Origin of the sequence: Halorubrum sp. PV6 (genome assembly GCF_003990725.2) — an archaeon.
Lineage (GTDB): Archaea > Halobacteriota > Halobacteria > Halobacteriales > Haloferacaceae > Halorubrum.
In genome coordinates this window covers 488831-510691 of the sequence record NZ_CP030064.1, presented here as the reverse complement: position 1 = coordinate 510691, position 21861 = coordinate 488831, and the positions used below count along the sequence as shown (strand labels likewise).

At 69.2% G+C, this 21861-nt stretch carries 25 protein-coding genes; 11 read left to right on the top strand and 14 right to left on the bottom strand.

Annotated elements, in window-relative coordinates; genetic code table 11:
- Positions 1-7 precede the first annotated feature (7 nt).
- Entirely contained in the window at positions 8-466 is a 459-nt protein-coding gene (locus tag DOS48_RS16260; protein ID WP_127116751.1) for a transporter, read from the bottom strand.
- 137 nt (positions 467-603) lie between these two features.
- On the opposite strand from DOS48_RS16260, the gene DOS48_RS16255 reads away from it, so the two are divergent.
- Genes DOS48_RS16255 through DOS48_RS16240 form a run of 4 tightly spaced genes read left to right on the top strand, consistent with a single transcriptional unit; the run spans position 604 to position 4402 of the window.
- On the top strand, positions 604-1167 hold the full coding sequence (locus DOS48_RS16255) for a helix-hairpin-helix domain-containing protein (protein ID WP_127116750.1): 564 nt from the start codon (positions 604-606) through the stop codon (positions 1165-1167).
- A gap of 46 nt (positions 1168-1213) precedes the next feature.
- The gene (locus tag DOS48_RS16250) at positions 1214-2848 is read left to right on the top strand and encodes an anthranilate synthase component I family protein (protein WP_127116749.1); all 1635 of its coding nucleotides are present in this window, start codon (positions 1214-1216) and stop codon (positions 2846-2848) included.
- Positions 2845-3492 (top strand): aminodeoxychorismate/anthranilate synthase component II, encoded by a 648-nt coding sequence (locus DOS48_RS16245; RefSeq protein WP_127116748.1) that lies wholly within the window; start codon positions 2845-2847, stop codon positions 3490-3492. The genes DOS48_RS16250 and DOS48_RS16245 overlap by 4 nt, the downstream gene beginning before the upstream one ends.
- On the top strand, positions 3485-4402 hold the full coding sequence (locus tag DOS48_RS16240) for an aminotransferase class IV (protein WP_127116747.1): 918 nt from the start codon (positions 3485-3487) through the stop codon (positions 4400-4402). The genes DOS48_RS16245 and DOS48_RS16240 overlap by 8 nt, the downstream gene beginning before the upstream one ends.
- A 78-nt stretch (positions 4403-4480) precedes the next feature.
- Here DOS48_RS16240 and kdgK1 read toward each other — a convergent pair whose 3' ends face one another.
- The 7 genes from kdgK1 to DOS48_RS16205 form a co-directional block, all read right to left on the bottom strand.
- Positions 4481-5446: a bifunctional 2-dehydro-3-deoxygluconokinase/2-dehydro-3-deoxygalactonokinase gene (kdgK1, locus tag DOS48_RS16235; RefSeq protein ID WP_210755395.1), complete on the bottom strand. Its 966-nt coding sequence runs from the start codon at positions 5444-5446 to the stop codon at positions 4481-4483.
- A gap of 152 nt (positions 5447-5598) precedes the next feature.
- Positions 5599-6099, bottom strand: a complete 501-nt coding sequence (locus DOS48_RS16230) for a hypothetical protein (RefSeq protein WP_394353601.1) — start codon at positions 6097-6099, stop codon at positions 5599-5601.
- On the bottom strand, positions 6096-7514 hold the full coding sequence (locus DOS48_RS16225) for a DUF58 domain-containing protein (RefSeq protein ID WP_168654227.1): 1419 nt from the start codon (positions 7512-7514) through the stop codon (positions 6096-6098). The genes DOS48_RS16230 and DOS48_RS16225 overlap by 4 nt, the downstream gene beginning before the upstream one ends.
- Entirely contained in the window at positions 7511-8134 is a 624-nt protein-coding gene (locus tag DOS48_RS16220) for a hypothetical protein (RefSeq protein ID WP_244629356.1), read from the bottom strand. The genes DOS48_RS16225 and DOS48_RS16220 overlap by 4 nt, the downstream gene beginning before the upstream one ends.
- Positions 8134-9099, bottom strand: a complete 966-nt coding sequence (locus DOS48_RS16215) for a DUF4129 domain-containing protein (protein ID WP_127116744.1) — start codon at positions 9097-9099, stop codon at positions 8134-8136. The genes DOS48_RS16220 and DOS48_RS16215 overlap by 1 nt, the downstream gene beginning before the upstream one ends.
- Positions 9100-9175: 76 nt before the next feature.
- Positions 9176-10222 carry an MBL fold metallo-hydrolase gene (locus DOS48_RS16210; RefSeq protein ID WP_127116743.1) on the bottom strand — a complete coding sequence of 349 codons (1047 nt, stop codon included), beginning with the start codon at positions 10220-10222 and terminating at the stop codon, positions 9176-9178.
- Positions 10223-10300: 78 nt separating this feature from the next.
- Positions 10301-11326, bottom strand: a complete 1026-nt coding sequence (locus tag DOS48_RS16205; protein WP_127116742.1) for a PAS domain-containing sensor histidine kinase — start codon at positions 11324-11326, stop codon at positions 10301-10303.
- Positions 11327-11440: 114 nt separating this feature from the next.
- Between DOS48_RS16205 and DOS48_RS16200 the strand changes: the two genes are divergently transcribed.
- Positions 11441-11818: a hypothetical protein gene (locus DOS48_RS16200; RefSeq protein WP_127116741.1), complete on the top strand. Its 378-nt coding sequence runs from the start codon at positions 11441-11443 to the stop codon at positions 11816-11818.
- A 45-nt stretch (positions 11819-11863) separates the two neighbouring features.
- On the opposite strand, the gene DOS48_RS16195 is transcribed toward DOS48_RS16200, so the two are convergent.
- Positions 11864-13132, bottom strand: coding sequence for an RNA-guided endonuclease TnpB family protein (locus tag DOS48_RS16195; protein WP_127116740.1), 1269 nt, complete (start codon positions 13130-13132; stop codon positions 11864-11866).
- A 313-nt stretch (positions 13133-13445) separates the two neighbouring features.
- Here DOS48_RS16195 and purL point away from each other — a divergent pair, with 313 nt between their 5' ends.
- The 4 genes from purL (at position 13446) to DOS48_RS16175 (ending at position 17885) form a co-directional block, all read left to right on the top strand.
- A complete protein-coding gene (purL, locus tag DOS48_RS16190; protein WP_127116739.1) occupies positions 13446-15698 on the top strand; it encodes a phosphoribosylformylglycinamidine synthase subunit PurL in 2253 nt (750 codons plus the stop codon).
- A gap of 165 nt (positions 15699-15863) precedes the next feature.
- Positions 15864-17003, top strand: a complete 1140-nt coding sequence (locus DOS48_RS16185; RefSeq protein WP_127116738.1) for an ABC transporter ATP-binding protein — start codon at positions 15864-15866, stop codon at positions 17001-17003.
- Between the two features lie 38 nt (positions 17004-17041).
- Positions 17042-17644, top strand: a complete 603-nt coding sequence (locus DOS48_RS16180) for a hypothetical protein (RefSeq protein WP_127116737.1) — start codon at positions 17042-17044, stop codon at positions 17642-17644.
- Positions 17622-17885, top strand: coding sequence for a hypothetical protein (locus tag DOS48_RS16175; RefSeq protein ID WP_127116736.1), 264 nt, complete (start codon positions 17622-17624; stop codon positions 17883-17885). Before DOS48_RS16180 ends, DOS48_RS16175 begins: the two co-directional genes overlap by 23 nt.
- 108 nt (positions 17886-17993) lie before the next feature.
- On the opposite strand, the gene DOS48_RS16170 is transcribed toward DOS48_RS16175, so the two are convergent.
- On the bottom strand, positions 17994-18143 hold the full coding sequence (locus DOS48_RS16170) for a hypothetical protein (RefSeq protein ID WP_168654241.1): 150 nt from the start codon (positions 18141-18143) through the stop codon (positions 17994-17996).
- Between the two features lie 187 nt (positions 18144-18330).
- On the opposite strand from DOS48_RS16170, the gene DOS48_RS16165 reads away from it, so the two are divergent.
- Together DOS48_RS16165 and DOS48_RS16160 are read left to right on the top strand one after the other, a co-directional pair.
- Positions 18331-18621 carry a ribbon-helix-helix domain-containing protein gene (locus DOS48_RS16165; RefSeq protein WP_127116735.1) on the top strand — a complete coding sequence of 97 codons (291 nt, stop codon included), beginning with the start codon at positions 18331-18333 and terminating at the stop codon, positions 18619-18621.
- On the top strand, positions 18608-18895 hold the full coding sequence (locus tag DOS48_RS16160; RefSeq protein ID WP_127116734.1) for a type II toxin-antitoxin system RelE/ParE family toxin: 288 nt from the start codon (positions 18608-18610) through the stop codon (positions 18893-18895). The genes DOS48_RS16165 and DOS48_RS16160 overlap by 14 nt, the downstream gene beginning before the upstream one ends.
- Before the next feature lie 438 nt (positions 18896-19333).
- Here the strand turns inward: DOS48_RS16160 and DOS48_RS16155 are convergent, their stop codons facing one another.
- The 4 genes from DOS48_RS16155 to DOS48_RS16140 all read right to left on the bottom strand — a co-directional run bounded on the left by DOS48_RS16155 (position 19334) and on the right by DOS48_RS16140 (position 21652).
- The gene (locus DOS48_RS16155) at positions 19334-19852 is read right to left on the bottom strand and encodes a DUF3368 domain-containing protein (protein ID WP_127116733.1); all 519 of its coding nucleotides are present in this window, start codon (positions 19850-19852) and stop codon (positions 19334-19336) included.
- Positions 19849-20139, bottom strand: coding sequence for a hypothetical protein (locus DOS48_RS16150; RefSeq protein ID WP_127116732.1), 291 nt, complete (start codon positions 20137-20139; stop codon positions 19849-19851). The genes DOS48_RS16155 and DOS48_RS16150 overlap by 4 nt, the downstream gene beginning before the upstream one ends.
- An 89-nt stretch (positions 20140-20228) precedes the next feature.
- Entirely contained in the window at positions 20229-20921 is a 693-nt protein-coding gene (locus DOS48_RS16145) for a hypothetical protein (protein WP_168654226.1), read from the bottom strand.
- A gap of 149 nt (positions 20922-21070) precedes the next feature.
- The gene (locus DOS48_RS16140; protein WP_127118820.1) at positions 21071-21652 is read right to left on the bottom strand and encodes a hypothetical protein; all 582 of its coding nucleotides are present in this window, start codon (positions 21650-21652) and stop codon (positions 21071-21073) included.
- Positions 21653-21861: the final 209 nt, after the last annotated feature.

Below are 21861 nucleotides of genomic sequence, written 5' to 3'. Positions count from 1 at the left end.
AACCGAGTTACAGCAGCGTCGGGCTCGCGAGGAGGCCGGCCGTCACGACGAGCGCCACCGAGAGCCCGGCGGCGCCGTAGAAGAAGGGTTTCGCGTCGCGGGCCGGCTCGCGGAGTTTGCCGGCGTCGAGACCGTCTGTGAGTTTCCCGCTGCCGGCCTCAACGAGGCCGGTTATCAGGAACCACAGGCCGATCATCGTCAAGACGAGGTGACCGCGGCCGGTGCTCGTGAGCGACTCGACCGTGTAGAGGGTGCCGGCCATGTGGCCGCCGGAGGCGAGGAACGCGAGCGCGGCGATACGGGTGATCCACCGGAGTCGGTCGACCATCGAGCCGAGCGCGTCGCCGTCGATTTCGCCGCGGAGCGCGGGGGGAAGCACCGCCGTCGCGACGAAGAACACGCTGCCGGTCCACAGCACCGCGAAGCCGACGTGGACCGACCACATCACCGGATTGAGAGCGTCCATGCCGGTCGTTCGCGCCGGTGACGCTTATAAGCCGGCGGGACGGCCTCGCCGGGAGCGGGCGGCAGCCGGACGCGACGCGGCGAGGCGTTTCGCGGCGGCGACGGCTTTTAAATATCCCACGGTCGTACCTTCGCGTAATGGCCCTACTACAGAAGATCAAAGCGAAACTCGGCATCGGGAGCGACCCCGCAGAGCGCGAGGAGACAGACCCGGAAGTGACCGTCGAACGCGAGTCCGAGCGCTCCGACGCGGGCGACGACGAGGACGCGGACGAGGCGGCAGTCGAGGAAACCCCCGCCGCCGAAGACGAAGCGGAGGACGCGGGCGACGAGAGTGAGTCGATCGATGACGAGCCTATCGACGACGAGGCGGCCGATGACGAGGCGGCCGAGCCTGCTGACGACGAGTCGGCCGACGAGACCGAACTCGCAGACGAGACCGAGGAAGCGGCCGACGACGAGCCGGCCGCCGCGGAGAGCGAGGAAGTAGCCGACGACGAGAGCGATGCACCCGCCGCGGAGTCGGGCGTCGGCGTCGAGGAGATAAAGGGAATCGGCCCGGCCTACGCCGAGCGACTCGCCGACATCGGCATCGAGACCGTCGCGGACCTCGCGGCGGCCGACGCCGAGGCGGTCGCCGAGGGAACGAGCGTCGGCGAAAAGCGGGCCGCGACGTGGATCGACCGCGCCGGCGAGTTCTGAGCCCCCCGACCGCAACTGTTTCGTCCGCGCCGCCGAACCGGGAGACATGCAGCGATCGGTACACACCGACCGGGACCGATTCCGCGAGGTCGCCGCCGCGGCGCCCGCGGGCGCCCGCGTCCCGGTCGAGCGCCGGGTCGCCGTCGACGACCCCTTCGCGGCCTACCGGCGCGCTCGCGACGGCCCCGGCGGCTTCTGTTATGAGACCACCGGCGGCCAGCCCGGCTGGGGGTACTTCGGCGTCGACCCGGTCGAGCGACTCACCGTCTCCGACGAGGCGGCGATGGCGACGCACGAGGCCGACACCGGCGACTACCGACGCCCGAGCCCCACGCTCGCGGCCTTGGAGGGCCGACTCGACGGCGAGACCCTCGCGCGCGGCGACTGTGCGGTCCCCTACCCCTGCGGCGCGTTCGGGTGGCTCTCGTATGACGTGGCCCGCGAACTGGAGACGTTCCCGGCGTCGGCGCCGGCGGGTCCGGGCGCGGTCGACGACCGAGGGCTCCCCCGGCTCGCGGTGGGCCTGTTCGACCGCGTGGCGGCGTGGGAGTGCCCGGTTTCGTCGGGGAGCGGCGAGCCCGTCACACTCCGGGTGACGGCCTGCCCGCGCGTGCCCGAGGGGCTCGACGACCCCGCGGGCGACCGCGACGCGCTCGACGCGCTGTTCGACGACGGGGCGGCGCGGGCGGGCGCGCTGATCGATCGGATCGAGTCCGGCGACCCCGCGGTCGGCCCGGCTCCCGACCCGGAGGCCGAGACGGCGACCTTCGAGAGCGACGCGGGCCGCGAGGCGTACGCGGAGGCGGTCCGGCGGGTGAAGGGGTTCGTCCGCGACGGCGACACCTTCCAGGCGAACGTCTCACAGCGGCTTCGCGCCCCGGCCGCGGTCCACCCCGTCGAGGCGTACGACGCCCTCAGGAGCGTGAACCCGGCGCCGTACTCCGGGCTGATCGAGTTCTCGCGGCGGCCGACCGGAGTCGACCTCGTGAGCGCGAGCCCGGAGTTGCTCTTAGAGCGGATTCCAGCCGAGGAAACAGGCGAAACAGGTGGCGACGAGGAGACAGCCGAGGCCGGCGCGCGACTCGTGACGGAGCCCATCGCCGGCACCCGACCGCGCGGCGAGAGCCCCGCAGAGGACGCCGAGATGGAGGCGGAGCTCACCGGCGACGCGAAAGAGCGCGCGGAACACGCCATGCTCGTCGACTTAGAGCGCAACGACCTCGGGAAGGTCTCCCGGTTCGGCACGGTCGACGTGGCCGAGTACCGCCGGGTGGACCGGTACAGCGAGGTGATGCACCTCGTGAGCCTGGTGGAGGGAGAGGCGCACCGCGACGTCGGGCTCGCGGACGCCGTCGCGGCGTGTTTCCCCGGCGGGACGATCACCGGCGCGCCGAAGCCCCGGACGATGGAGATCATCGACGAGCTGGAGGCGACGCGGCGCGGCCCCTACACCGGCTCGATGCTCGCGGCCGGCTTCGACGGCCGGGCGACGCTCAACATCGTCATCCGGACGCTGGTCCGGTGGGCGACCGAGTACCACCTGCGCGTCGGCGCCGGTATCGTCCACGACTCCGAGCCGGACGCCGAGTACGAGGAGACGCTCGCGAAGGCCGGCGCCCTCGTGACCGCGGTCGACGAGGCGCTCGCGGCCGGCGGGATGGCCGTGGAGGAGGAGCGATGACCGACGAGACCGACCGGGCGGCAACGGGGGCGGCCGCCGGGTGGCGGCCCGGCGCGGGCGACTCGGACGTTCGGATCCTCGTCGTCGACAACTACGACTCGTTCGCGTACAACCTGGTCCAGTACGTCGGCGAGGTCGCCGGCGCGGTCGCGGTGCGGCGCAACGACGCGGTCGGCGTCGAGGAGATTCGAGCCCTCGACCCCGACGGCGTCGTCGTCTCGCCGGGGCCGGGGACCCCCGCGGCGGCCGGGGTGTCGATCGACGCCTTCGAGCTGGACCGGCCCGTGTTCGGCGTCTGTCTCGGCCACCAAGCGCTGTGTGCACACGGTGGGAGTCCGGTGGGCCACGCCCCGGAGGTCGTCCACGGGAAACCGTCGACTATCACCCACGACGGTGCGGGCGTGTTCGCCGGTCTCCCCGACCGGCTTCGCGTCGGCCGGTACCACTCGCTCTGTGTCGAGCGCGAGGACCTCCCCGACGAGCTGGTCGAGACCGCGCGCACGGAGGACGAACGCGAGGTCGTCATGGGCGTGCGCCACCGCGAGAAGCCGCACGTCGGCGTCCAGTTCCACCCGGAAAGCATCCTGACGCCGCGGGGAAAGGCGATGGTCGCGAACTTCGTGGAGGTGTGTGAGGATGTCTGAAGGCGACGGCGACGAGCCGCGGTACCACGTCGACGGCGAGGTGGTGCCCGCCTCGGCGGCGACCGTCTCCGTCGAGGACCGCGGGTTCGCCTACGGCGACGCCGCCTTCGAGACGATGCGCGCGTACGGCGGCGAGGTTTTTCGGTGGGACGACCACGCGGCGCGGCTCGCGGACACCTGCGAGACGCTCGGGCTCGATCACGGGCTCGCGGATACGGCGTTAAAATCGCGGGTCGACGAGACGCTCGCGGCCAACGACTTCGAAGACGCCTACCTGAAACTCTCGATCACTCGCGGCGTCCAGCCCGGCACGCTCGACCCACAGCCCGAGGTCGACCCGACCGTCGTCGTGATCGCGAAGCCGCTCCCCCGCGGCGGCGTCGGCTCCGAGCCGGTCCACGACGGGCCCGCTGCGCTCCAGACGACGAAGACCCGGAAGCCGTCCTCGCGGGCGCTCCCGGCCGACGCGAAGACGCACAACTACCTCAACGGCATCCTCGCGCGACTGGAACTGCGCGTGACCGGCGCCGACGAGGCACTCCTGCTCGACCCCGAGGGCAACGTCGCCGAGGGAGCGACCGCGAACCTCTTTTTCGCCGACGGCACCGCCCTCAAGACGCCCTCGCTCGACGGGCCGATCCTCCCCGGCGTGACGCGGCGCACGGTGATCGAGATCGCCGAGGAGGAGGGGATCCCGGTCGAGGAGGGGACCTACGCGCCAGACGCGGTGCGCGAGGCCGACGAGGTGTTCCTCACCAACTCGACGTGGGAGGTCCGGCCGGTCGCCACGGTGGACGGTATCGCGGTCGACGGCCACGGCGAGGGCGTCGCGGGCCCCCTGACCACGCTGCTCTCGCGGCTGTTCGATCGACGGGTGGAAAAAGAGTATTACGACGGCGAGCGCTTATAAACGGCTGATGGAGGCGAACGCGCCTTCGTTCCCGCCCGCCCAGAGGAGCGCGCCACCGCGGTTTATTTATAAATCGATCTACCGGTCGATCCCACCCGCGCCGTCGACGACGCCCTCGACGTCGTCGGGCGTGACCACCGCGAGGTCGCCGTCGACGGTGCGCTTCAGCGCGGCGGTCGCGGCGGCCCACTCCAAGGCGTCTGGCACGCTCCCCCCGTCGATCCGCTTCGTCAGGTACCCGGCGACGAACGCGTCGCCGGTGCCGATCGCGTCGAAGGTGTCGGCCTCGAAGACGCCCTGCTCGTGGACCGCGCCGTTCCGGAGGGCGACGGCCCCCTCGGTCCCGCGGGTGACGACGACCGTCTCGAAGTCGAACGACGACGCGAGCCCGTGGGCGACGTCGATTGCACCGCCCTCGCGACCTAACACCTCGCGAGCGTCCCGCAGGGGGACGAAGAGGGTGTCGACGTGTTCGAACAGGTCTTCGTACGCGGCGCGGGCGGTCGCGGGGTCCCAGAGCTTCGCCCGGTAGTTGAGGTCGAACGAGCGCGTCACGCCGGCCTCGCCCGCGGCGCGGAGCAGGGCCGTCGTCGTCTCGGCGGCCCGGTCCGAGAGCGCTGGCGTGATCCCCGTGGTGTGGAACCGCTCGGCCGCCTCTAAGGCTCCGGTCGGGAGCTCCGCGGGCGTGACGGCGGTGATCGCGGCGTCCGCGCGGTCGTAGATCACGTTCGTCCCGCGCGGCTCGCCGCCGTGTTCGAGGTAGTACGTGCCGAGCCGACTCGTCTCCGGGTCGGCCCACGAGACGCCCATCCGGACGCCGTGGCTCCGGAGTTCGCCGACGACCCGCCGCCCGAGCGGCGAGTCCGGGAGCCTGGAGAGCCAGACGGCGTCGGCGCCGAGCCGCGCGGCGCCCACCGCGACGTTGCTCTCTGCGCCGCCGGCCTGCACGCCCAGGCTGTCGGTGGTCTCCAGTCGCTCGCCGCGCGGCGGCGAGAGCCGGAGCATCGTCTCGCCGAACGTCACGAGATCCGTCACGCGGACCACCGCCGGGAGAGCGAGGGGGCCGGGGCGGTTCGGGCGAGACGGGAACGCTGGGCGGTCCGGGCGGTCGGCTCCGGCGCTTCGAGGTGCATACCGAAGCGTCGGCGAGAGGGCTTAAAAGCGTCCGCGATCGGTGGTGGGTCGCCGAGGCGTCCTCACCGGAGCGCCGACGCCAGCGCCACCGCCCCGAAGAGCAGCAGCGCGAGCGCGGCGATCGGCTGGTTCCCCGCCGCCGTCAAGTAGGTGCCGTAGACGACCGCGACCGAGAGCCCGCCCGCGAGCAGGTTCGTCCCGGCGTGGACCGCGACGTTCCGGCGCGTCCGGGCCTCGCGTCCCACCTGCCTGCCGAGGGTGATCCCGTGGTCCGCGAGGTCCCACGCCAGCGCGAGCCCGACGCCGGCCGCGAGCAGGGGCTCGACCGCGCCGCCGCGGTACCCCGCGACCACGAGGCCGACGACGCCGACGCCGACGCCCCACGAGAGGAGGCGATGCGCCCGTCGGAGCGAGCCGGCGAGGAGGGCGACCGCGGCGAGCCCCACGACCGCGCCGCCGAGGGGATCGGCGAGCGCCGCCGCCAGCGACGCGACCGACCCGGCGACGAGGCTGCCGAGGACGGCGGCGGTCGGGGGGCGGTCGTCCCGCTCCGGTCGGCTCACCGCGACCACCGCCCGGTAGCGCGCGCGACAGCGACCGGGAACGACCGGTCGCCCCACTCGATAGCCCGGATCCCCGACCCGCGGAGGTTGCGGAGTCGCTCGCGACGTTCGAACGCGGCGAGTCGCCGGCCGAGGGTCCCGCCCGTAGTCACGTCCGGTGAGAGGACGGTGACGAGGTGGCCGTGGACGTCGATCCGACGCGCGAGCGACGCGGCCACGTCGTCGACAAGCGGGGTGAAGAAGAGCACCTGCGCGTCGCCCGGCAGTCGCCGCCGGAACCGCCGGAGCCACAGCGACCGGTAGAACGACCCGTCGCTCGGCGTCGGCGCCAGCGCGGGGTCGGTCGCCAGCGTGTCGCGGGCGCGGGCGGCGTGTGCCGTCCCCGACCCCGGCGAGAGCCAGCAGTCGCGGGGGCCGAGCGCCGCGATACCGACCCGGTCGCCGGCGTCGACCAGCGCGGAGAACGCCTGCCGGGCGGCCTCGACGCTCGCCTCGACGGCGGTGTCGGCGTCGGGGTCGCTGGCGGCGTACGCCGACTCGCGGGCGTCGATCAGGAGGACGACGGTCGCGGCCCGCTCCTCGCGGAGTTCGAGCGTCGCCAGGTCGCCCGTCCGCGCCCACCGGTTCCAGTCGATTCGCTTGACCGGGTCGCCGCGGCGGTACTCGCGGGTGGCGTGGAACTCCACGCCGGACCCCCCGATGTCGGTCGGGAGGCGGCCGTGAGACACCGTCGTCAGCCCGCGCAGCGGGAGGTCGCCGCCGGCCGAGAGCGTCGGCGTACAGACGATCCGCGTCGGCGTCGCAAGGGCGGTGGTCCGCTCTTCGGTGCCCGCCGCGTCCCGCGTGACCGCGAGCGCGGGTTCCCACTCGTGGGCCCCGCGGCTCGCTCGGACGGTGTAGTCGAAGGCGGCCGTCGCCCCCGGTCGGAGCGCGGTCGCGATCCGCGCCGGCCCGTCGACCACGGCCAGTCCGGGGGGGACCCCGTCGACGAGCCGGAGGTCCGGGATGGCCTCGTCGCCGACGTTGCGGGCGCGGACGGTGACGACCACCTCGTCGCCCGGTTCGGGGTCGTCGTCGCTCACGCGTCGCTCGAGGTCGAGCGTCGCCGCGGGCGCCGACCCGATCCGAGCGTACACCGCGTAGCCGACGCCGACCGCCCCGACAACCACGAGCGCCGGCTGTCTGGTGACCACGCCCGCGCCGACGAGCGCGAGGGCGACGCCGGCGACGCCGCGCCAGCGCTCCGTCTCTGCTCGTCTGCGGTGGGTCCGTTCGGTCGGTGGGCCGTCCGCTGACGCCTCGGTCGGCGGGCCGTCCGCTGACGCCTCAGTCGGCGGGCCGTCCGCTGACGCCTCAGTCGGCGGGCCGTCCGCTGACGCCTCAGTCGGCGGGCCGTCAGACGACGTATCGGTCATCGGGTCGCCTCCGACGACTCGGCGGTCGTACCCTGCGGTGCGCCCGCGTCGGCCGGGTCGGTTGCCCCAGCCGAGTCGGTCGCGTCGAGCCGGTCGATCGCGTCGACGGCGGCCCGGAGCCCGTACCGGTACCGCGAGCGCCCTCGAACCGCGGCTCGGAGGCGGACCCGGACCGGGTAGGCCGCGTCGTCGTCGAAGAACGCGACCGCCGCCGGGTCGTCGGTCCACGCCCCCGTCGCGACGACGCGCTCGGCCGCGGCCGTCGGGCAGTTCCGGGTGCGAGCGACGGCCGCGACCGCGACCCTCCGCACTCGCTCGCGGAGCGTCCGGCGGGTGGAGTGGCGGCCGATCGAGGCGTTCGTCGCCTGCGCGATCTGCTCGTCGAGGTCGGTGCCGGGCACGGTCGCGGGCGTCCGGCGCTCCGGCTCCCCGAGGGCGGCGATCCGCCGGTCGCGACCCCGGCGCTCGGTCGCGTATCGAACCCCCTGGACGACGGCGAGCACTCCGACGAGCGTGACGACGGTCGCCGAGGGGTCGATGGCGGCGGCGATCGAGCGGTTCACCACGGCGACGAACCCGACCGCGACCGCGACGACGCCGGCGAGGGCGGCGAGGCGCACTACCGATCTCCCCCGGACTCGTTCGGGTCGCCGTGGCGCCGTTCGATCCGGCGTAAGGCCTCGACCGCGCGCCGCTCTCGGTCGGCGGTCGGCGCCTCGCCGCCGTATCGGACGCGCTCGAACACGTCCGTGAGCGCGGCGACCGGCTCCTCCTCGACGCCGGCCGCGACCGCGGCGCTCGCGAACTCCGCGGGCGTCGAGGAGGCGGGGCGGTCGACGTCGAGGACCGCCGTCATGTCGCGCCAGGCTCGGTACACCTCGTTGTCGGCGTCCGACGACTCGATCCGATCGGCGGCCGCCCCGGCGGTCCGTCCGACCGCGGCGAGATCCGGCGGCGACTCGTCGGGGTCGTCGTCAGCGGCCGGGGCCGCGTCGGTCGCCTCGTCGTCGCCGCCGGCGAGCAGCAACACGGCGACGCTCGCGACGAGGGCGGCGATCACGACAACCACGAACAGCAGTTCCGACGCGGTGGCCGCCCCCTCGCCGCTACCGAGGCCCGCGCCGCCGGCCGCACCCTCGGAGAGGAGTCCCTCGGCCGCGCCGACGATACCGAAGGTCAGCGGCTCGCTCTCAGACGCCGACCCGCAGGTGGCCAACCCCCACCAGATGACGCCGATCGGGGCGCCGATCGCGGCGGTGGTCGCGACCGCCGCGAGCGACGAGCGCGTGTCCCAGTAGACGACCGCCGCGAGCGCGGCGAACGCGGCGAACAGCGCGAAAAGCGCCGGCGGTTCACCGAGGAACGCATAGCAGATCGGTCGGGTCGCGAGCGACAGCTCGCCGCCGGGCGACGCCGAGAGCCCGGAGTCGGCAGCGTCGGTGCCGGCGCTCGGCGCGTCGCCCCCGGCGCCGCCGAACCCGCCGCCGCCGAGGGTGACCGCCGAGTCGAGCGTCGCGGCGGCGACGCCGAGCGCGACGACCGCGAGGAGGGCCAGCGCGACCGCGAGGAGGGTCTCCCGTTTCACGTCCGTGGATACGCCGTTCGTCGGGAATAGTTTTCGGCGGGGCGGGAGAGAAACGGGGGCGGTCGCCGCTTCGGGGTTATGCGCTCGCGCCGTCGACGGCGTCGTCGAGCGGCGTCGTCGGGAACAGCGCGTCGACGTCGGGGTCGTCGTCGATCAGGCGGTAGGCGGTTCCGTCGCGTTCGACGACGCCGGCGTCGGCGAGGTGATCGAGGTGCGCGAACGCCTCGCCGGGGCCGTGGAGGGTGTGGATCTCGGTGAGGTCGCCGAACAGCGCCGCCGAAACGTCCCACGCGGTCGCGGGGCCGGCATCGGCGAGCACGTCGATCACGCGGCGGGTGCGGTGGCGGTGGTGGTCGAGGATCGTCGCGGCCCGGAGACTCGGCTCGTCGATGCGCTCGCGGTGGCCGGGGTGGGCGGCGTCGAAGTCGCGCTCGACGATCCGCGCGAGGCTCTCGGCGTAGGCCGCGAGCGGGCCGTCGACGCGGACGTCCGCGCCGCCGACGTTCGGGGTGTACCGCGGCAGGAGGGCGTCGCCGGAGAATATCTCTTCGGTCGCGTCGGCGCCGGCGACCGGGTCGTGGTCCGGGACCTCGCGGGGGTCGACGACGAACCCCGTGAGCCCGGCGGTGTGGCCCGGCAGGTGCATCGCTTCGAGGGCGACGCCGCCGACCGCGACCGTCTCGCCGGCGCCGAAGGTCGTCACGTCCGCGGGGCGTCCCCCGAGGTCGGCGCTCACCGACTCGAAGAAGCCCATCAGCCGCTCACGGTCGGCCGCCGGCATCCCCCACCGGTCGAAGGTCTCGCGCTGGAGGTCTGGGTCGGTGAAAAGCGGGGTCTCGCTGCCGTCGACTAAGCCCGCGTCCGCCTCGTGGACGTACACCTCGGCGTCGCCCGCGGCCTGAATCTCGCCGGCGAGCCCCGAGTGGTCGGGGTGCCAGTGCGTGAGCGCGACGGCGTCCACGTCGGCGAACGCCAGCCCGTGCTCGGCGAGGCCGGCCTCCAGTTCCTCGCGCACCGCCGGGAGCGCGACGCCGGTGTCGACCAGCGCGGTCGTCTCGCCGTCGAGTAAGTACACGTCGTTTTCGCCCTCGAAGACGGTGTTTCCGAGCTGTATTCGTTTCACGGACGAACGGTCGGGGGGCGTCCTTTTCAGCGTTGCCACCGCGGAACGGCGTTCCGGGTCGCGGGGCGCGGGGCGCCGTCAGTCGAGCACGTCGACGCCGGTGAACTCGAAGCGGGCGCCGCCGTCCGTGGCGTCGGTGACGCACACGTCCCACCCGTGGGCGGTCGCGATGGCCTCGACGATTTCGAGGCCGAGGCCGGTCCCCTCGGCGGTCGTCGAGTACCCCGCCTCGAACACCCTCGTGCGGTCGCTCTCGGGAACTCCCGGCCCGTCGTCGGCGAGGAAGAAGCCGCCGTCGACATCGCCGACCGTCACCGTCACGTCCTCGCCCGCGTGCTCGATGCTGTTCCGCAGGAGGTTCTCGAATATCTGCCGGAGCCGGCTCCGGTCCGCGCGGATCGTGCGGTCGGTCTCGACCCGAAGCGCGGCCGCGCCGGTCTCGACGCCCTCCCAACACGCCGTCGCGAACTCGTCGAGCGCGACCGTCTCGGTCACTTCGACGCCCTCGCCGTCGCGGGCGAGCGTCAGCAGGTCGTCGATGAGTCCCGCCATCCGCTCGTGGGCGCGGGCGACCGCGTCGAGGTGGTCGGAGTCGTGTTCCTCGCGGGCGAGCTCCAGTTGGCCCTGCGCGACGTTGAGCGGGTTCCGGAGGTCGTGTGAGACGATGCTCGCGAACTTTTCGAGCCGGGCGTTCTTGCGGCGAAGCGTCTCCTCGCGTTGTTTGCGCCCGCTGATGTCGCGGATGACGCCGACGCGGTTCAGTTCCTCGCCCGCCTCGCCGGTCAGCCGGGTGAACCGCATCTCGACCGGAAACCGCTCCCCGTCGGCCGTGAGGAACTGGTACTCGATGGTGCCGACGTCGCGGTCGCTCGACGCCATCTCGCGGCGGGCCTCCCTGGCCTTCGCCGCGGTGTCTTCGGAGACCCAGTCGTAGATCTCCGTCCCGAGCAGCGACTCACGGCTCACGCCTTTCATCTCCGCGTAGCGCTCGTTGACGTACGCGATCGTGCCGTCGGGACGCACGGCGTAGACGGCGTCGTCGAGCGAGTCGAGGATCCGCTCGTAGCGCCGCAACTCGTCGTCCCGAGGTGGCCCTTCCGTCATGGAACTACTTGGACGGAACTACCGGCCGTTCGGTATTAAAAGGACCCGTCGCAGGGCGGCGGCGAGGGCGTGCGGATCCGGTGTGTTTTCGTCGCCGCGGCCCCACCCGAACGCATGGAGTATCAACCGGGCGTGTGTAACATCGGACCGGCTCAACAGCGACGGCGACTCCTCCTCGGCGTCGGGTCGCTGCTGCTCGCCGTCGTCGCCGTCGGCGCGATCGTCGCGACGGAACTGCCCCGCTGGACGCTTTTCCTCTCGCTTTTCCCGCTGTACGGCGCCGCGATGGGGTACTTCCAGTACCGCGAGCGGTTCTGCGTCGGCTTCGCCGGCATCGGGGTCTTCGACGTCGGCGACGGGACCAATCAGGTACAGGACGCGGAGGCGCTCGCGGCGGACCGCCGACGCGCCGTGCGGCTGAACGCGAAGTCGCTCGCGGTCGGCGTCATCGGCGCGGCGGTCATCTACGGCGCGCTGCCCGCTCTTTTTTGACATCCTCCCCGCCCTGAAGGGCGAGGATTCCCGAGCGTTGGGATATTATGGTTCACAACCCGCCTGTTCGCTCGGTGCGAAACGCCCCGAGGTTTGGTTGAACAAGCGAACTGCTGGCCGTGCCAAACGACCGTTACTCATATCCACCGATGGGGGATTCTGAGTTATCTTTCTGCGAATATTCACCGCACCATTCACGTCTGCGTTCATCGTCGCACCGCACGACTCACAGACGTACAAGCCACGCTCCACTCGATTCGCGTCACGCTTCCGACCACAACACGAACACGTCTTGCTCGTATCTCGCTCGCTCTTTCGGTCAACAAGGATTCCGTGTTCCTCTGCTTTGTACTCCAAGAGCGTCGTGAAGCGGTCAAACTCCCAGCCGTGGAGTTTCTTGTTCCCGCTTCGACCCCAGTTCCGTGACTCTCCGTTCTCGTCTTCACGAATCTCGCTCAAGTCACCGATGGCAATACGACCGACTTCGTGGCCGATACACTGCTTTACAATGTGCTTGGCGAGCGAGTGTAGGAAGTGGTCTTTCCGACGCGAGAGTTTCTGCCGGGCGCGAAGCGCACGATGTGACGGGCCGTTCTCGCCCTCTGTATCGTACTCGTCGCGGGTGAAGTAGTGCTTGTCTTGCTTGAGCACGTTCCCCGGATACAACTCGGCGTCACCGTTGTCGTAAGCGATGGTGAGGTAATTCTTGATGCCGAGGTCGATTCCAGCGGTGTTGTCGCCGGGAGCATCATCTACGGGAATTTCGACTTTACAGACGAGGTGAAGTTCCCAACGATCGCCGTTCCACACGGCTCGAACCTGTTGGATGTTCTCTACGGCCACGTCTGGGCGTGTTTCGTACTCTGCGAGGATGAAGTCAGAGCGGTGGTTTTTCAGGTTGAAACCCTTGCTCAGACGGAGTTGGTTGTGCTTGGGGTCGTGCTTGATGCCGTTTTGCTTCCACGTCACGGTGGAGCGTGGGTGATTGTCGCCTCGCTTCCGGTATCCCGGTGGATTCGCGTCTGTGTCGCTGTTCTTGCGTTTTTTGAACCAGCCGTTGAACGACTCAGCAAGCTCTTCTAGAACTCGCTGACTTGACTGAGAATGTAGGTCACTGTATCGTTCGTGGTCTTTTAATTCGCGCTTGAGGTCGGCTTCGGACGGAATCTCGCCGATGTCGTCCCATTCTTCTTGGATGTGGTAGCGTGCGACGTTCCACAGTTTCGATGCTGAGTGCCCGCAGTCATCGAGGTCGTCACTCACCTGTTGGTGATTGACGATTTTCGCTCGATATGTTCGGGTGGTTTCCAACATCGGACTGTGTTCATAAATGCTTATGAGTATTAGTATGTTAAAAATAACGGCTACAGCGTGGAATATCCGGCAGTGCCATCGACGGTGGGTTGTGTAGGAGTTGTCGGCTGTATCCCCGCCCTGAAGGGCGAGTTTTTATCCTTGCAACTTCCATAAAAGCCGTCGCGCAGCGGCCCGCCGATAACTCGCGGCCGGGCGACAGGTCGAGATCCGAGCGGCTCGCCGGCTCGCCGACTCGGCGGCCGGCCCCGAGAAACCACACGAACATGCACATAGAAAAGCATTAGAACGGGCTCGATAACCACGTAAGTGAATGAGTCTGTCCGATCCGGACCACGAGCTCGTCGTCGGGGAGCTCGGCCGGGAGCCGACGGCGGCCGAGGCCGCGCTGTTCGAGAACCTCTGGAGCGAACACTGCGCGTACCGCTCCTCGCGACCCCTGCTGTCGGCATTTAAAAGCGAGGGCGACCAGGTCGTCGTCGGCCCCGGTGACGACGCGGCAGTCCTCGCCCTCCCCGAACCGGACGCCGCCGACGTGCCCGCGGCCGACCGCTCGGCCGACGACTACGGCGACCAGTACGTCACCTTCGGCGTCGAGAGCCACAACCACCCCTCCTTCGTCGACCCGTTCGACGGCGCGGCGACCGGCGTCGGCGGCATCGTTCGCGACACCATGTCGATGGGGGCGTACCCCATCGCCTTGCTCGACTCGCTGTACTTCGGCGGCTTCGACCGCGAGCGTTCCCGCTACCTCTTCGAGGGCGTCGTCGAGGGCATCTCGCACTACGGCAACTGCATCGGCGTGCCGACCGTCGGCGGCAGCGTCGCCTTCCACGACGGCTACGAGGGGAACCCCCTCGTCAACGTCGCCTGCGTCGGTCTCACGAACGAGGATCGGCTGGTGACCGCGACCGCACAGGAGCCGGGCAACAAACTCCTCCTCGTCGGCAACGGCACCGGCCGGGACGGGCTCGGCGGCGCGTCGTTCGCGAGCGAGGACCTCGCCGAGGACGCCGAGACGGAAGACCGGCCCGCGGTGCAGGTGGGCGACCCCTACGCCGAAAAGCGCCTGATCGAGTGCAACGAGGCCTTGGTCGACGAGAACCTCGTGCTGTCGGCCCGCGACCTCGGCGCGGCCGGGCTCGGCGGCGCCTCCTCCGAACTCGTCGCGAAGGGCGGGCTCGGCGCCCGCATCGACCTCGATAGCGTCCACCAGCGGGAGCCGAAGATGAACGCGATGGAGATCCTCTTAGCCGAGAGCCAAGAGCGGATGTGCTACGAGGTCGCGCCCGAGGACGTGGCGCGCGTCGAGGCGCTCGCCGACCGCTTCGACCTCGGCTGCTCCGTCATCGGCGACGTGACCGACGGGAACTACGTCTGCGAGTTCGCGGGCGACGGCGACGCCGAAAGCGAAGTCGTCGTCGACGTCGACGCCGAGTACCTCGCCGACGGCGCCCCGATGAACGACCTCCCGAGCGAGACTCCCACGCAGGCAGAGCGAGACCTGCCGGAGCCCGAACCGCCCCTCGACGAGGCCGTCGAGGCGGTCGTCGCCGCGCCCTCGACCGCGAGCAAGCGCTGGGTGTACCGGCAGTACGACCACGAGGTCGGCGTCCGGACGGCGATGAAACCCGGCGACGACGCCGCGATCATGGCGATCCGCGAGACCGCGGACTCCGACGCCGCCGGGCTCGACGCCGACGCACAGGGCGTCGGCCTCGCGCTGTCGTCCGGCGCGAACCCGAAATGGACCGAGAGCGCCCCCTACGAGGGCGCTCGCGCCGTCGCGCTCGAAAACGCGACCAACCTCGCCGCGAAGGGCGCGGTCCCGCTGGCCGCGGTCGACTGTCTCAACGGCGGCAACCCGGAGAAACCCGACGTGTACGGCGGGTTCAAGGGCATCGTCGACGGGCTCGCCGACGCCTGTGACGCGCTCGACACCCCCGTCGTCGGCGGCAACGTCTCGCTGTACAACGACAGCGTCGAGGGGCCGATTCCGCCGACGCCGACGCTCGCGCTGATCGGCACTCGGAAGGGGTACGACGCGCCTCGCGCCGCCCTCGACGCCGACGCCGCGGGCGACTCCGAACTGCTGGTCGTCGGCGAGGGCGGGGCCGACAGGGGCGCGCTCGGCGGCTCCGAGTACCTCGAACACGCCGGCGGGACGGACCGGTTCCCGACGCTCCCGGACGCGGAAGGCGAGCGACTCGCCGACCGCGTCGCGTCGCTCGCGGCGGTCGCCCGGCACGAGTCGACGCTCGCGACCCACGACGTGAGCGACGGCGGCCTCGCGGTCGCGCTCGCCGAACTGGTGACCGACGAGGCGGGCGCCGACGTGCGCCTCCCCGACCGCATCGCGGCCTTCGAGGAGACGCCGGGGCGGCTCGTCGTCCAGACGACCGACCCCGAGGCGGTCGCCGACTGCGCCGGCGAACTGCCGGTGTTCACGCTCGGCGAGGTGACGGCCGACGGGACGCTCTCGCTTTCGGTCGGCGACGAGACGGTCGCGATAGACGCCGACGCGATCCGCGAGCGTCGCGGCGTCATCGAGCGCGAACTCGCCTAAGGCGGGTCACGGCCGGCGACGACAAGCGTTCACGGACCCGACCCGACCCGACACGGCGCGGCCGCGCCCTCTCGCCGCGAGGGATCGAGCGATATGTTTTTAGGTTTTCCTAAAATAAGAGATTGCAGCAACGGGACGCCGGTCACTTCGGCGCCCGACACACCGATGGCTCACACGCAATCACTCGAACGGACGGAGTCGCCCCGAGACGGTGACGGACCGCACGTAGACGCGACCGGCACGTCGGCCGACTCCGTGCTGTCGCTTTCGAACGTGACCAAGGCGTTCGGTCCCGAGACCGCCGTCGAGGGCGTCTCGCTCGACGTGAAGCCGGGAGAACTGCTCACGTTCCTCGGCCCCTCGGGCTGCGGGAAGACGACGACGCTCCGGACCATCGCCGGGTTAGAGGAGCCGACCGAGGGCGAGATCACCCTCGGCGACGAGACCGTCTCCGGTGACGGCGTGTTCGTCCCGCCCGAGCAGCGCGACGTGGGGATCGTCTTCCAGAACTTCGCGCTGTTCCCGCATCTCACCGTCAGAGAGAACATCGCGTTCGGGCTCTCGGACGCCGACGAGGCGGCCGTCTCGGCCCGCGTCGACGAACTGCTCGACCTCGTGAGCCTCCCCGAACACGGCGAGAAGACCCCGGACCAGCTCTCCGGCGGGCAGAAACAGCGCGTCGCGCTCGCCCGGTCGCTCGCGCCCGAGCCCGACGTGCTCCTCTTAGACGAGCCGTTCTCGAACCTCGACGTGCGGCTCCGCGTCGAGATGCGCGAGGAGGTCCGGCGCATCCTGAAGGCGGCCGGCGTCACCGCCGTGAGCGTCACCCACGACCAAGAGGAGGCGCTCTCCATCTCCGACCGCGTCGCCGTGATGAACGACGGCCAGATCGAGCAGGTCGGGCGCCCCGAGGCCGTCTTCGAGCGCCCCGAATCGAAGTTCGTCGCCTCCTTCCTCGGGCGCGCGTCGTTCCTCGAAGGGGAGCTCCGCAACGGGAAAGTCGAGACCGGCATCGGTCGGTTCGACGCCGTCACGCTGGAGGGGTACGACACCGTCTACGACGGCGCGCCCGTCGACGTCTTGGTGCGCCCCGACGACCTCCGGGCGACGCCCGCGAGCCCCGAGTTGGCCGACGGCGTCATCGTCTCGCGGCAGTACGTCGGCCCCTCGTTCGTCTACCGGGTCGAACTCGACTCCGGCGACGTGGTCCACTGTCTCCACAACCACGTGGAGGAGTTCGACCTCGACGAGCCTGTGAGCCTGGAGCTCACCGCCGACCACCCGCTCGCGTGGTACCCGCGCTGACGGGAGGGATTTATCCGGTCTCGTGGCGACGGTCCGCTATGGGCGGCATCGAACTCACCGATCGCGGGCTCGTCGTCGACCGCGCGCCGAACCGCCTCGACGAGCTTGCGGCCGAGTTCTCTGCGATCCTCTCTCGACTCGAGATCGACCACGTCTTCGTGGCCGGCTACGTCGCGATCCTCGCCGGGCGATCGCGGTCGACGGAGGACATCGACGTGTTCATCGAGCGGTGCTCGGCCGATCGGATCGACGACCTCGTCACCGAACTCGAGGCGGCGGGCTACTGGGGGCCGGGGATGCCGCTCTCGGAGACGTACGACAACCTCGCTAACGGGACGAACATCTGGGTCGCACCGGACGGTGAGATGGCTCCGCACGTCGAAGTGAAATTTCCGAGCGACGAGTTCGACGAGGCGTCGCTCCGGAACGCCATCGGCGCACACGTCGGCGACGAGACGGTGCCGATCGGTCCGTTGGAGCTCCAGATAGCGTACAAACTCTCGCTCGGCGGGCGGACGGACCTCGAGGACGCCGCACACCTCTACACCGTCTTCGGAGAAAGCCTTTCTAGCGCCCGGCTCGAATCGTGGGTCGAACGACTCGACGTCGAAGACCGGTATGAACGACTCAAGTCCCTCTAACTCGGATCCGACCGCCGCAGACGACGCGGCGCGGGCGCCGCGCTACGAGCAGGTAGTCCGCTGGGCCGAGTACGTCCGGGACACGCCGGCGGCGGTGTGGGGGCCACAGCAGAACGCGGTGGTGAACGGCCAAGTCGACAGCGCGCGCGCCGTCGGCGTGTCGGCCGCCGAGCGAAAGCGGATCCGAGCGTTCGCGGACGCGGAACTCCGAGCGTCGGACGAACGCGACGAGAGCGACTGACTGGTCCCGACTCTGTACTACTACCGCTCGGGTTCGTAGTGTTTCGACCGACAGCGGCGCCGCTCGCTGAGCGGCTATTCGTGAAGTCAGGGTATCGGTACCGACGGTTCAGAACGTGAACAGGAACGGGATGACGTACGCGACGAGCAGGCCGACGAGGGTGACGGCCGCGCCGATGCCGACCTCGCGGCTGCCGAATCCCTGCATTGGAGAGGTCACGCGTTCGTCCGGGTCGGGCTCGTGTGAGTGGTCGTCCATGCTCGTTGGTAGGTTCGGGGGACACATAAGGGCATCTGAATGGGGGCGGTCGAACTCGATTCGTAGTCGACATGGACCACCCTTTACCGCGACCGATTCGAGCTTCGGTCGAACGACTCAGGGTTAAGAACACTTCGGGTCTCCGCTGGCGTATGAATTTATATAACCACGGGCGTAACACAGATGTATGGCTGAGACGGGTACAAACGACGCTGGCGTCGACGACCCTGAAACAACGACGATCAACGTCCGCGTTACCGAGCGCCAGCTGGCGGAAATCGACGCAGTCTGGAAGGAGGAGGGATACACGTCGCGGAGCGAGTTCCTTCGGCATGCGATCCGAGACGCGACGGACCACCCCGGCGCATCTCGCAGTATGCTGGCGAGCATCGCGGCCGAGGAGTACTCGATGCGGAAGAGCGAGAGCGAGGCCATCTCTCGCGCCGAGGTCCTCGAGATGATCGATGACGAGGCGTGACGACTGGACGTGGGAGTTCCGGCCGCCCGCTGCGCGGGCGTTCGAGGGGCTCGACACGCAGATACAACAGCGTCTCGTCTCGAAGCTCGACGACATCGTGACCGACGAGTGGCGGGATCCACCCGAATATATCGAACCGCTCTCAGGCGTCCCGCACGGTAAGATCCGCATCGGTGACTATCGGTTGGGTGCCGCTGCGGATCGCAATCGAGGGGTCATGGTGATCTACGACATCGAGCATCGCTCGGGCGCGTACCATCCGGGTGACGACTGAACCTGATGAACGACTCACGGACGCCTGCGGAGGACTCGACCGGAGCCGACGACAACCCCGAGCGACCGCCCCGCTACGAGCGGGTGACCCGGTGAGTCGATCAGAGAACAGCCGTCCGAGGCCTGGGGACCACAGTAGAACGCGGTCGTGAACGGCCAAGTCGACAGCGCACGGGCGGTCGACGTGAGCGTGAGGGAAGTACGCGAGTTCAGGAGTTCGCGGACGAGACGTTGCGGGCGGAAGGTGAGACCAATGAGGAAACTACCAACGAGGAGTAGATCGACGCCCGAACTCAGCCGTAGAGTATCTGGTCGATGTCTGCTTCCTCGGTCGCGACCCCGGAACTGACTCGCCCGCGCCGCATTCGTTCTTTTTCCTCCTCCGATAGCGGGAGCGACGATGCCATATCGGTGTCTCTCTCACGAACTGTGATAGTCGTTACTCGAACGACTCCAACTTCTCGACGATTTTCGTGTACACGTCCGGCGCGACGTACCAGCCGCGATCGATCATCGCGTCGATGGCGTCACGGCCCTCCGCCGTCGACAGCGCGCCGTCTCTCACGGCGGCGAGAATGAGGTATGCGGTCCCGCGCGTCTCGACATCTTCCACCTCGGCGGCGGAGCGTCCAGCGGACTCGTCCATCACAGCGATCGCATCGCGGGCGTCCGCGCAGGCCAAGACCGCGGCGTCGGCGTCGCTCAGTCCCGGATGCCGCGCGAGTCGCGTCGCGACCGGCGAGTCGTCGGTGTCGACCGCGACGACATCGATCAGGCCGTCCTCCACGGCGCGCTCGATCCGGCGCGCGTCGTCGTACCCCTGTTCAACGCCGGCCGTCACGACTTCTCGGTAGACGGCCTCCGGGACGACCCGCGGCTCGTCCAACGGCTCGACCACATCGAGCCGCTCCACCTTCGCGAGGTAGATCAGCGGCGTCGCGTCGAAGACCCAGCTCACAGCTCGTCGAGGTCGGCTTCGAGATGGTCGGCCGAGATCCACGCGTCGTCGGCCTCCTCGACGAGGTCGGCGAACTCCCAGACCGACAGGTCCGCGAGTTCGGCACCTTTTATAAGTGAAACGTCACCGTCGGCGAAGCGTTCGAGCGCGCGCTCCGTCCGCCACGCTTCGAGCCCTTCGGAGAGGAGCTTTCGGACCGCCGTGCTCCGGTCGAGGCGCTCCTCGTCGAGGTACGCCTCGAGTTCGGCTTCGAGGTCGTCCGGGACTCGAGTGGAGATGGTAGGCATAGTGTATGCTATGTGTACGATGTATTCATAGGTTTCGACGATTTGTGCCTCTCGGCATGCTTCATCAAATGGGAACCACTGGTCGTAGGCTATGACCGCTCGAAAACAGTCCCACCGATCACGACTCGTTCGATCGCGTCGTTCCCTCCTTCTCCGCCACTTCGTGGGTGAAGAACGGCTCTCTCGTCCGGATCTGCGGCCCCTCCATTCGATTCCGTGGTCCCACTCCCATTGTTCGATTTCGATGAGATGGTGCGGTCTACCTCTGTGTCGTTCTTGAATACGACCGTCACAGGTAGGTTAGTAAACTCGCCTTTGACCACGGCATTTCCGTTATCTCCATTGAACCTGACGTCGAGACATGACACCCTGAACTGCCGGGTCGCCTCAACAACTGCACCGCCGGCAGTACCCTCAAGCGACAGCGTCAGTCGTCCATCTCCGTTCGTATCACACGTGACGGCGACGAACGCCTCATCACCGACCCCCAGTTTGTTGCCGCCTTTGGGTACGTCGTCGACGCTGATGTCTTCGTCATCGACGACGCCACCAGTAGACTCCACGTCCACTGTCAGATCGAGCGGGTCGGAGAACTGGTTTTTCACTTGGACGGTATCGGTTGGACCGTAGTCTACCGAATCGGTCGTTTGCGTGGTAGAGCTGGTCGGAAGATAACGGTTCACCTGTTTCAGCCCCAGATACGCGTCCTCGTCGTCTTCCACGCTCACCTCCACCCCGCGCTCGGCCTCGACGCTGCTGAACGCGCCGGTGTCGACGCTCATCGCACCGGAACTCGCGCCGCCGAGCAGCAGGATCGCGTGTCGTCGTTTCATATTCAAATACGATCTCGTCGATCAGTCGCCACGACGCGTTCCGACCCTAAGGTTATGCGGCGCCGGAACCCGCGTAGGCACCGCTTGAAACCCTGCACTTACGTCAATTCCGGCGGCTCTTCCGGTTCGCCGACCTTCATTTCCGCGGTGTAGTACTTGTGCGCCAGCGCGGAGAACAGGAACGCCACGACGATGGCGACCGTCCACGCGAACTCCGGGAGTAGCGTGAACGGCCACGCGTCGAGCCACACCGCGCCGGCGAGCGCGGCGGCGACGGCCGAGAGCCCGACGTAGTAGGTGCTCCAAGGAATCTCTCTCCCCTCGACTACGTCCATATATAAATCGATGTCCTGCAGCGCGGGCGTCGGCTCCACGACGCCGCGGTCCTTGTTGAACCGGACGACGCCCGCGTCGTCCATCATCGGTAGGTGTGACTGCTGGAGCGCGGTGTACACGCGCTTGCGTTCGCTGCCCGTGATCTCCGTCGTGTCGATCCCGTTCTCCCAAGCCGCGATCTGTTCGGCCATGTCGCCGATCGCGATCGTCTCGTCGCCCTCCTTTTTCAGGAGGTGTAACGCGAACCGCCGACGCTGATTCGCCAGCACGTCGAACAGCTCGTCTTCGGACACCTCCCGTGTCGGTTCCGCCCCTCCCCCCTCGACCTGCTGGACCGACGCCATTACTGTCAGACACATATGAACACGCCAACATAAACCCCGCGGTTATGATAACTATCTAAACTTTCTCGCCGTTCAAATACACAGGCTTTTGAGTTCCCAAAACGGCACAGCAGCGGCTAAAAGCGCATAAATCGGGGTTCGAGGGGGAGGAGAGAGTACGACCTGCTCGTCGATGTTATCAGCTCGCATCAAACAGGGAGGCATCTCAG

Bases quoted from the DNA above. Each gene is read 5' to 3' on its own strand.
- DOS48_RS16150 (WP_127116732.1), bottom strand. From the start codon at position 20,139: ATGCCTACCATCTCCACTCGAGTCCCGGACGACCTCGAAGCCGAACTC.
- DOS48_RS16225 (WP_168654227.1), bottom strand. From the start codon at position 7,514: ATGACCGATACGTCGTCTGACGGCCCGCCGACTGAGGCGTCAGCGGAC.
- DOS48_RS16205 (WP_127116742.1), bottom strand. From the start codon at position 11,326: ATGACGGAAGGGCCACCTCGGGACGACGAGTTGCGGCGCTACGAGCGG.
- DOS48_RS16260 (WP_127116751.1), bottom strand. From the start codon at position 466: ATGGACGCTCTCAATCCGGTGATGTGGTCGGTCCACGTCGGCTTCGCG.
- DOS48_RS16180 (WP_127116737.1), top strand. From the start codon at position 17,042: ATGGGCGGCATCGAACTCACCGATCGCGGGCTCGTCGTCGACCGCGCG.
- DOS48_RS16140 (WP_127118820.1), bottom strand. From the start codon at position 21,652: ATGGCGTCGGTCCAGCAGGTCGAGGGGGGAGGGGCGGAACCGACACGG.
- DOS48_RS16245 (WP_127116748.1), top strand. From the start codon at position 2,845: ATGACCGACGAGACCGACCGGGCGGCAACGGGGGCGGCCGCCGGGTGG.
- DOS48_RS16240 (WP_127116747.1), top strand. From the start codon at position 3,485: ATGTCTGAAGGCGACGGCGACGAGCCGCGGTACCACGTCGACGGCGAG.
- DOS48_RS16145 (WP_168654226.1), bottom strand. From the start codon at position 20,921: ATGAGCGTCGACACCGGCGCGTTCAGCAGCGTCGAGGCCGAGCGCGGG.
- DOS48_RS16170 (WP_168654241.1), bottom strand. From the start codon at position 18,143: ATGGACGACCACTCACACGAGCCCGACCCGGACGAACGCGTGACCTCT.
- DOS48_RS16255 (WP_127116750.1), top strand. From the start codon at position 604: ATGGCCCTACTACAGAAGATCAAAGCGAAACTCGGCATCGGGAGCGAC.
- purL (WP_127116739.1), top strand. From the start codon at position 13,446: ATGAGTCTGTCCGATCCGGACCACGAGCTCGTCGTCGGGGAGCTCGGC.
- DOS48_RS16185 (WP_127116738.1), top strand. From the start codon at position 15,864: ATGGCTCACACGCAATCACTCGAACGGACGGAGTCGCCCCGAGACGGT.
- DOS48_RS16165 (WP_127116735.1), top strand. From the start codon at position 18,331: ATGGCTGAGACGGGTACAAACGACGCTGGCGTCGACGACCCTGAAACA.
- DOS48_RS16195 (WP_127116740.1), bottom strand. From the start codon at position 13,132: ATGTTGGAAACCACCCGAACATATCGAGCGAAAATCGTCAATCACCAA.
- DOS48_RS16250 (WP_127116749.1), top strand. From the start codon at position 1,214: ATGCAGCGATCGGTACACACCGACCGGGACCGATTCCGCGAGGTCGCC.
- DOS48_RS16200 (WP_127116741.1), top strand. From the start codon at position 11,441: ATGGAGTATCAACCGGGCGTGTGTAACATCGGACCGGCTCAACAGCGA.
- DOS48_RS16175 (WP_127116736.1), top strand. From the start codon at position 17,622: ATGAACGACTCAAGTCCCTCTAACTCGGATCCGACCGCCGCAGACGAC.
- DOS48_RS16160 (WP_127116734.1), top strand. From the start codon at position 18,608: ATGACGAGGCGTGACGACTGGACGTGGGAGTTCCGGCCGCCCGCTGCG.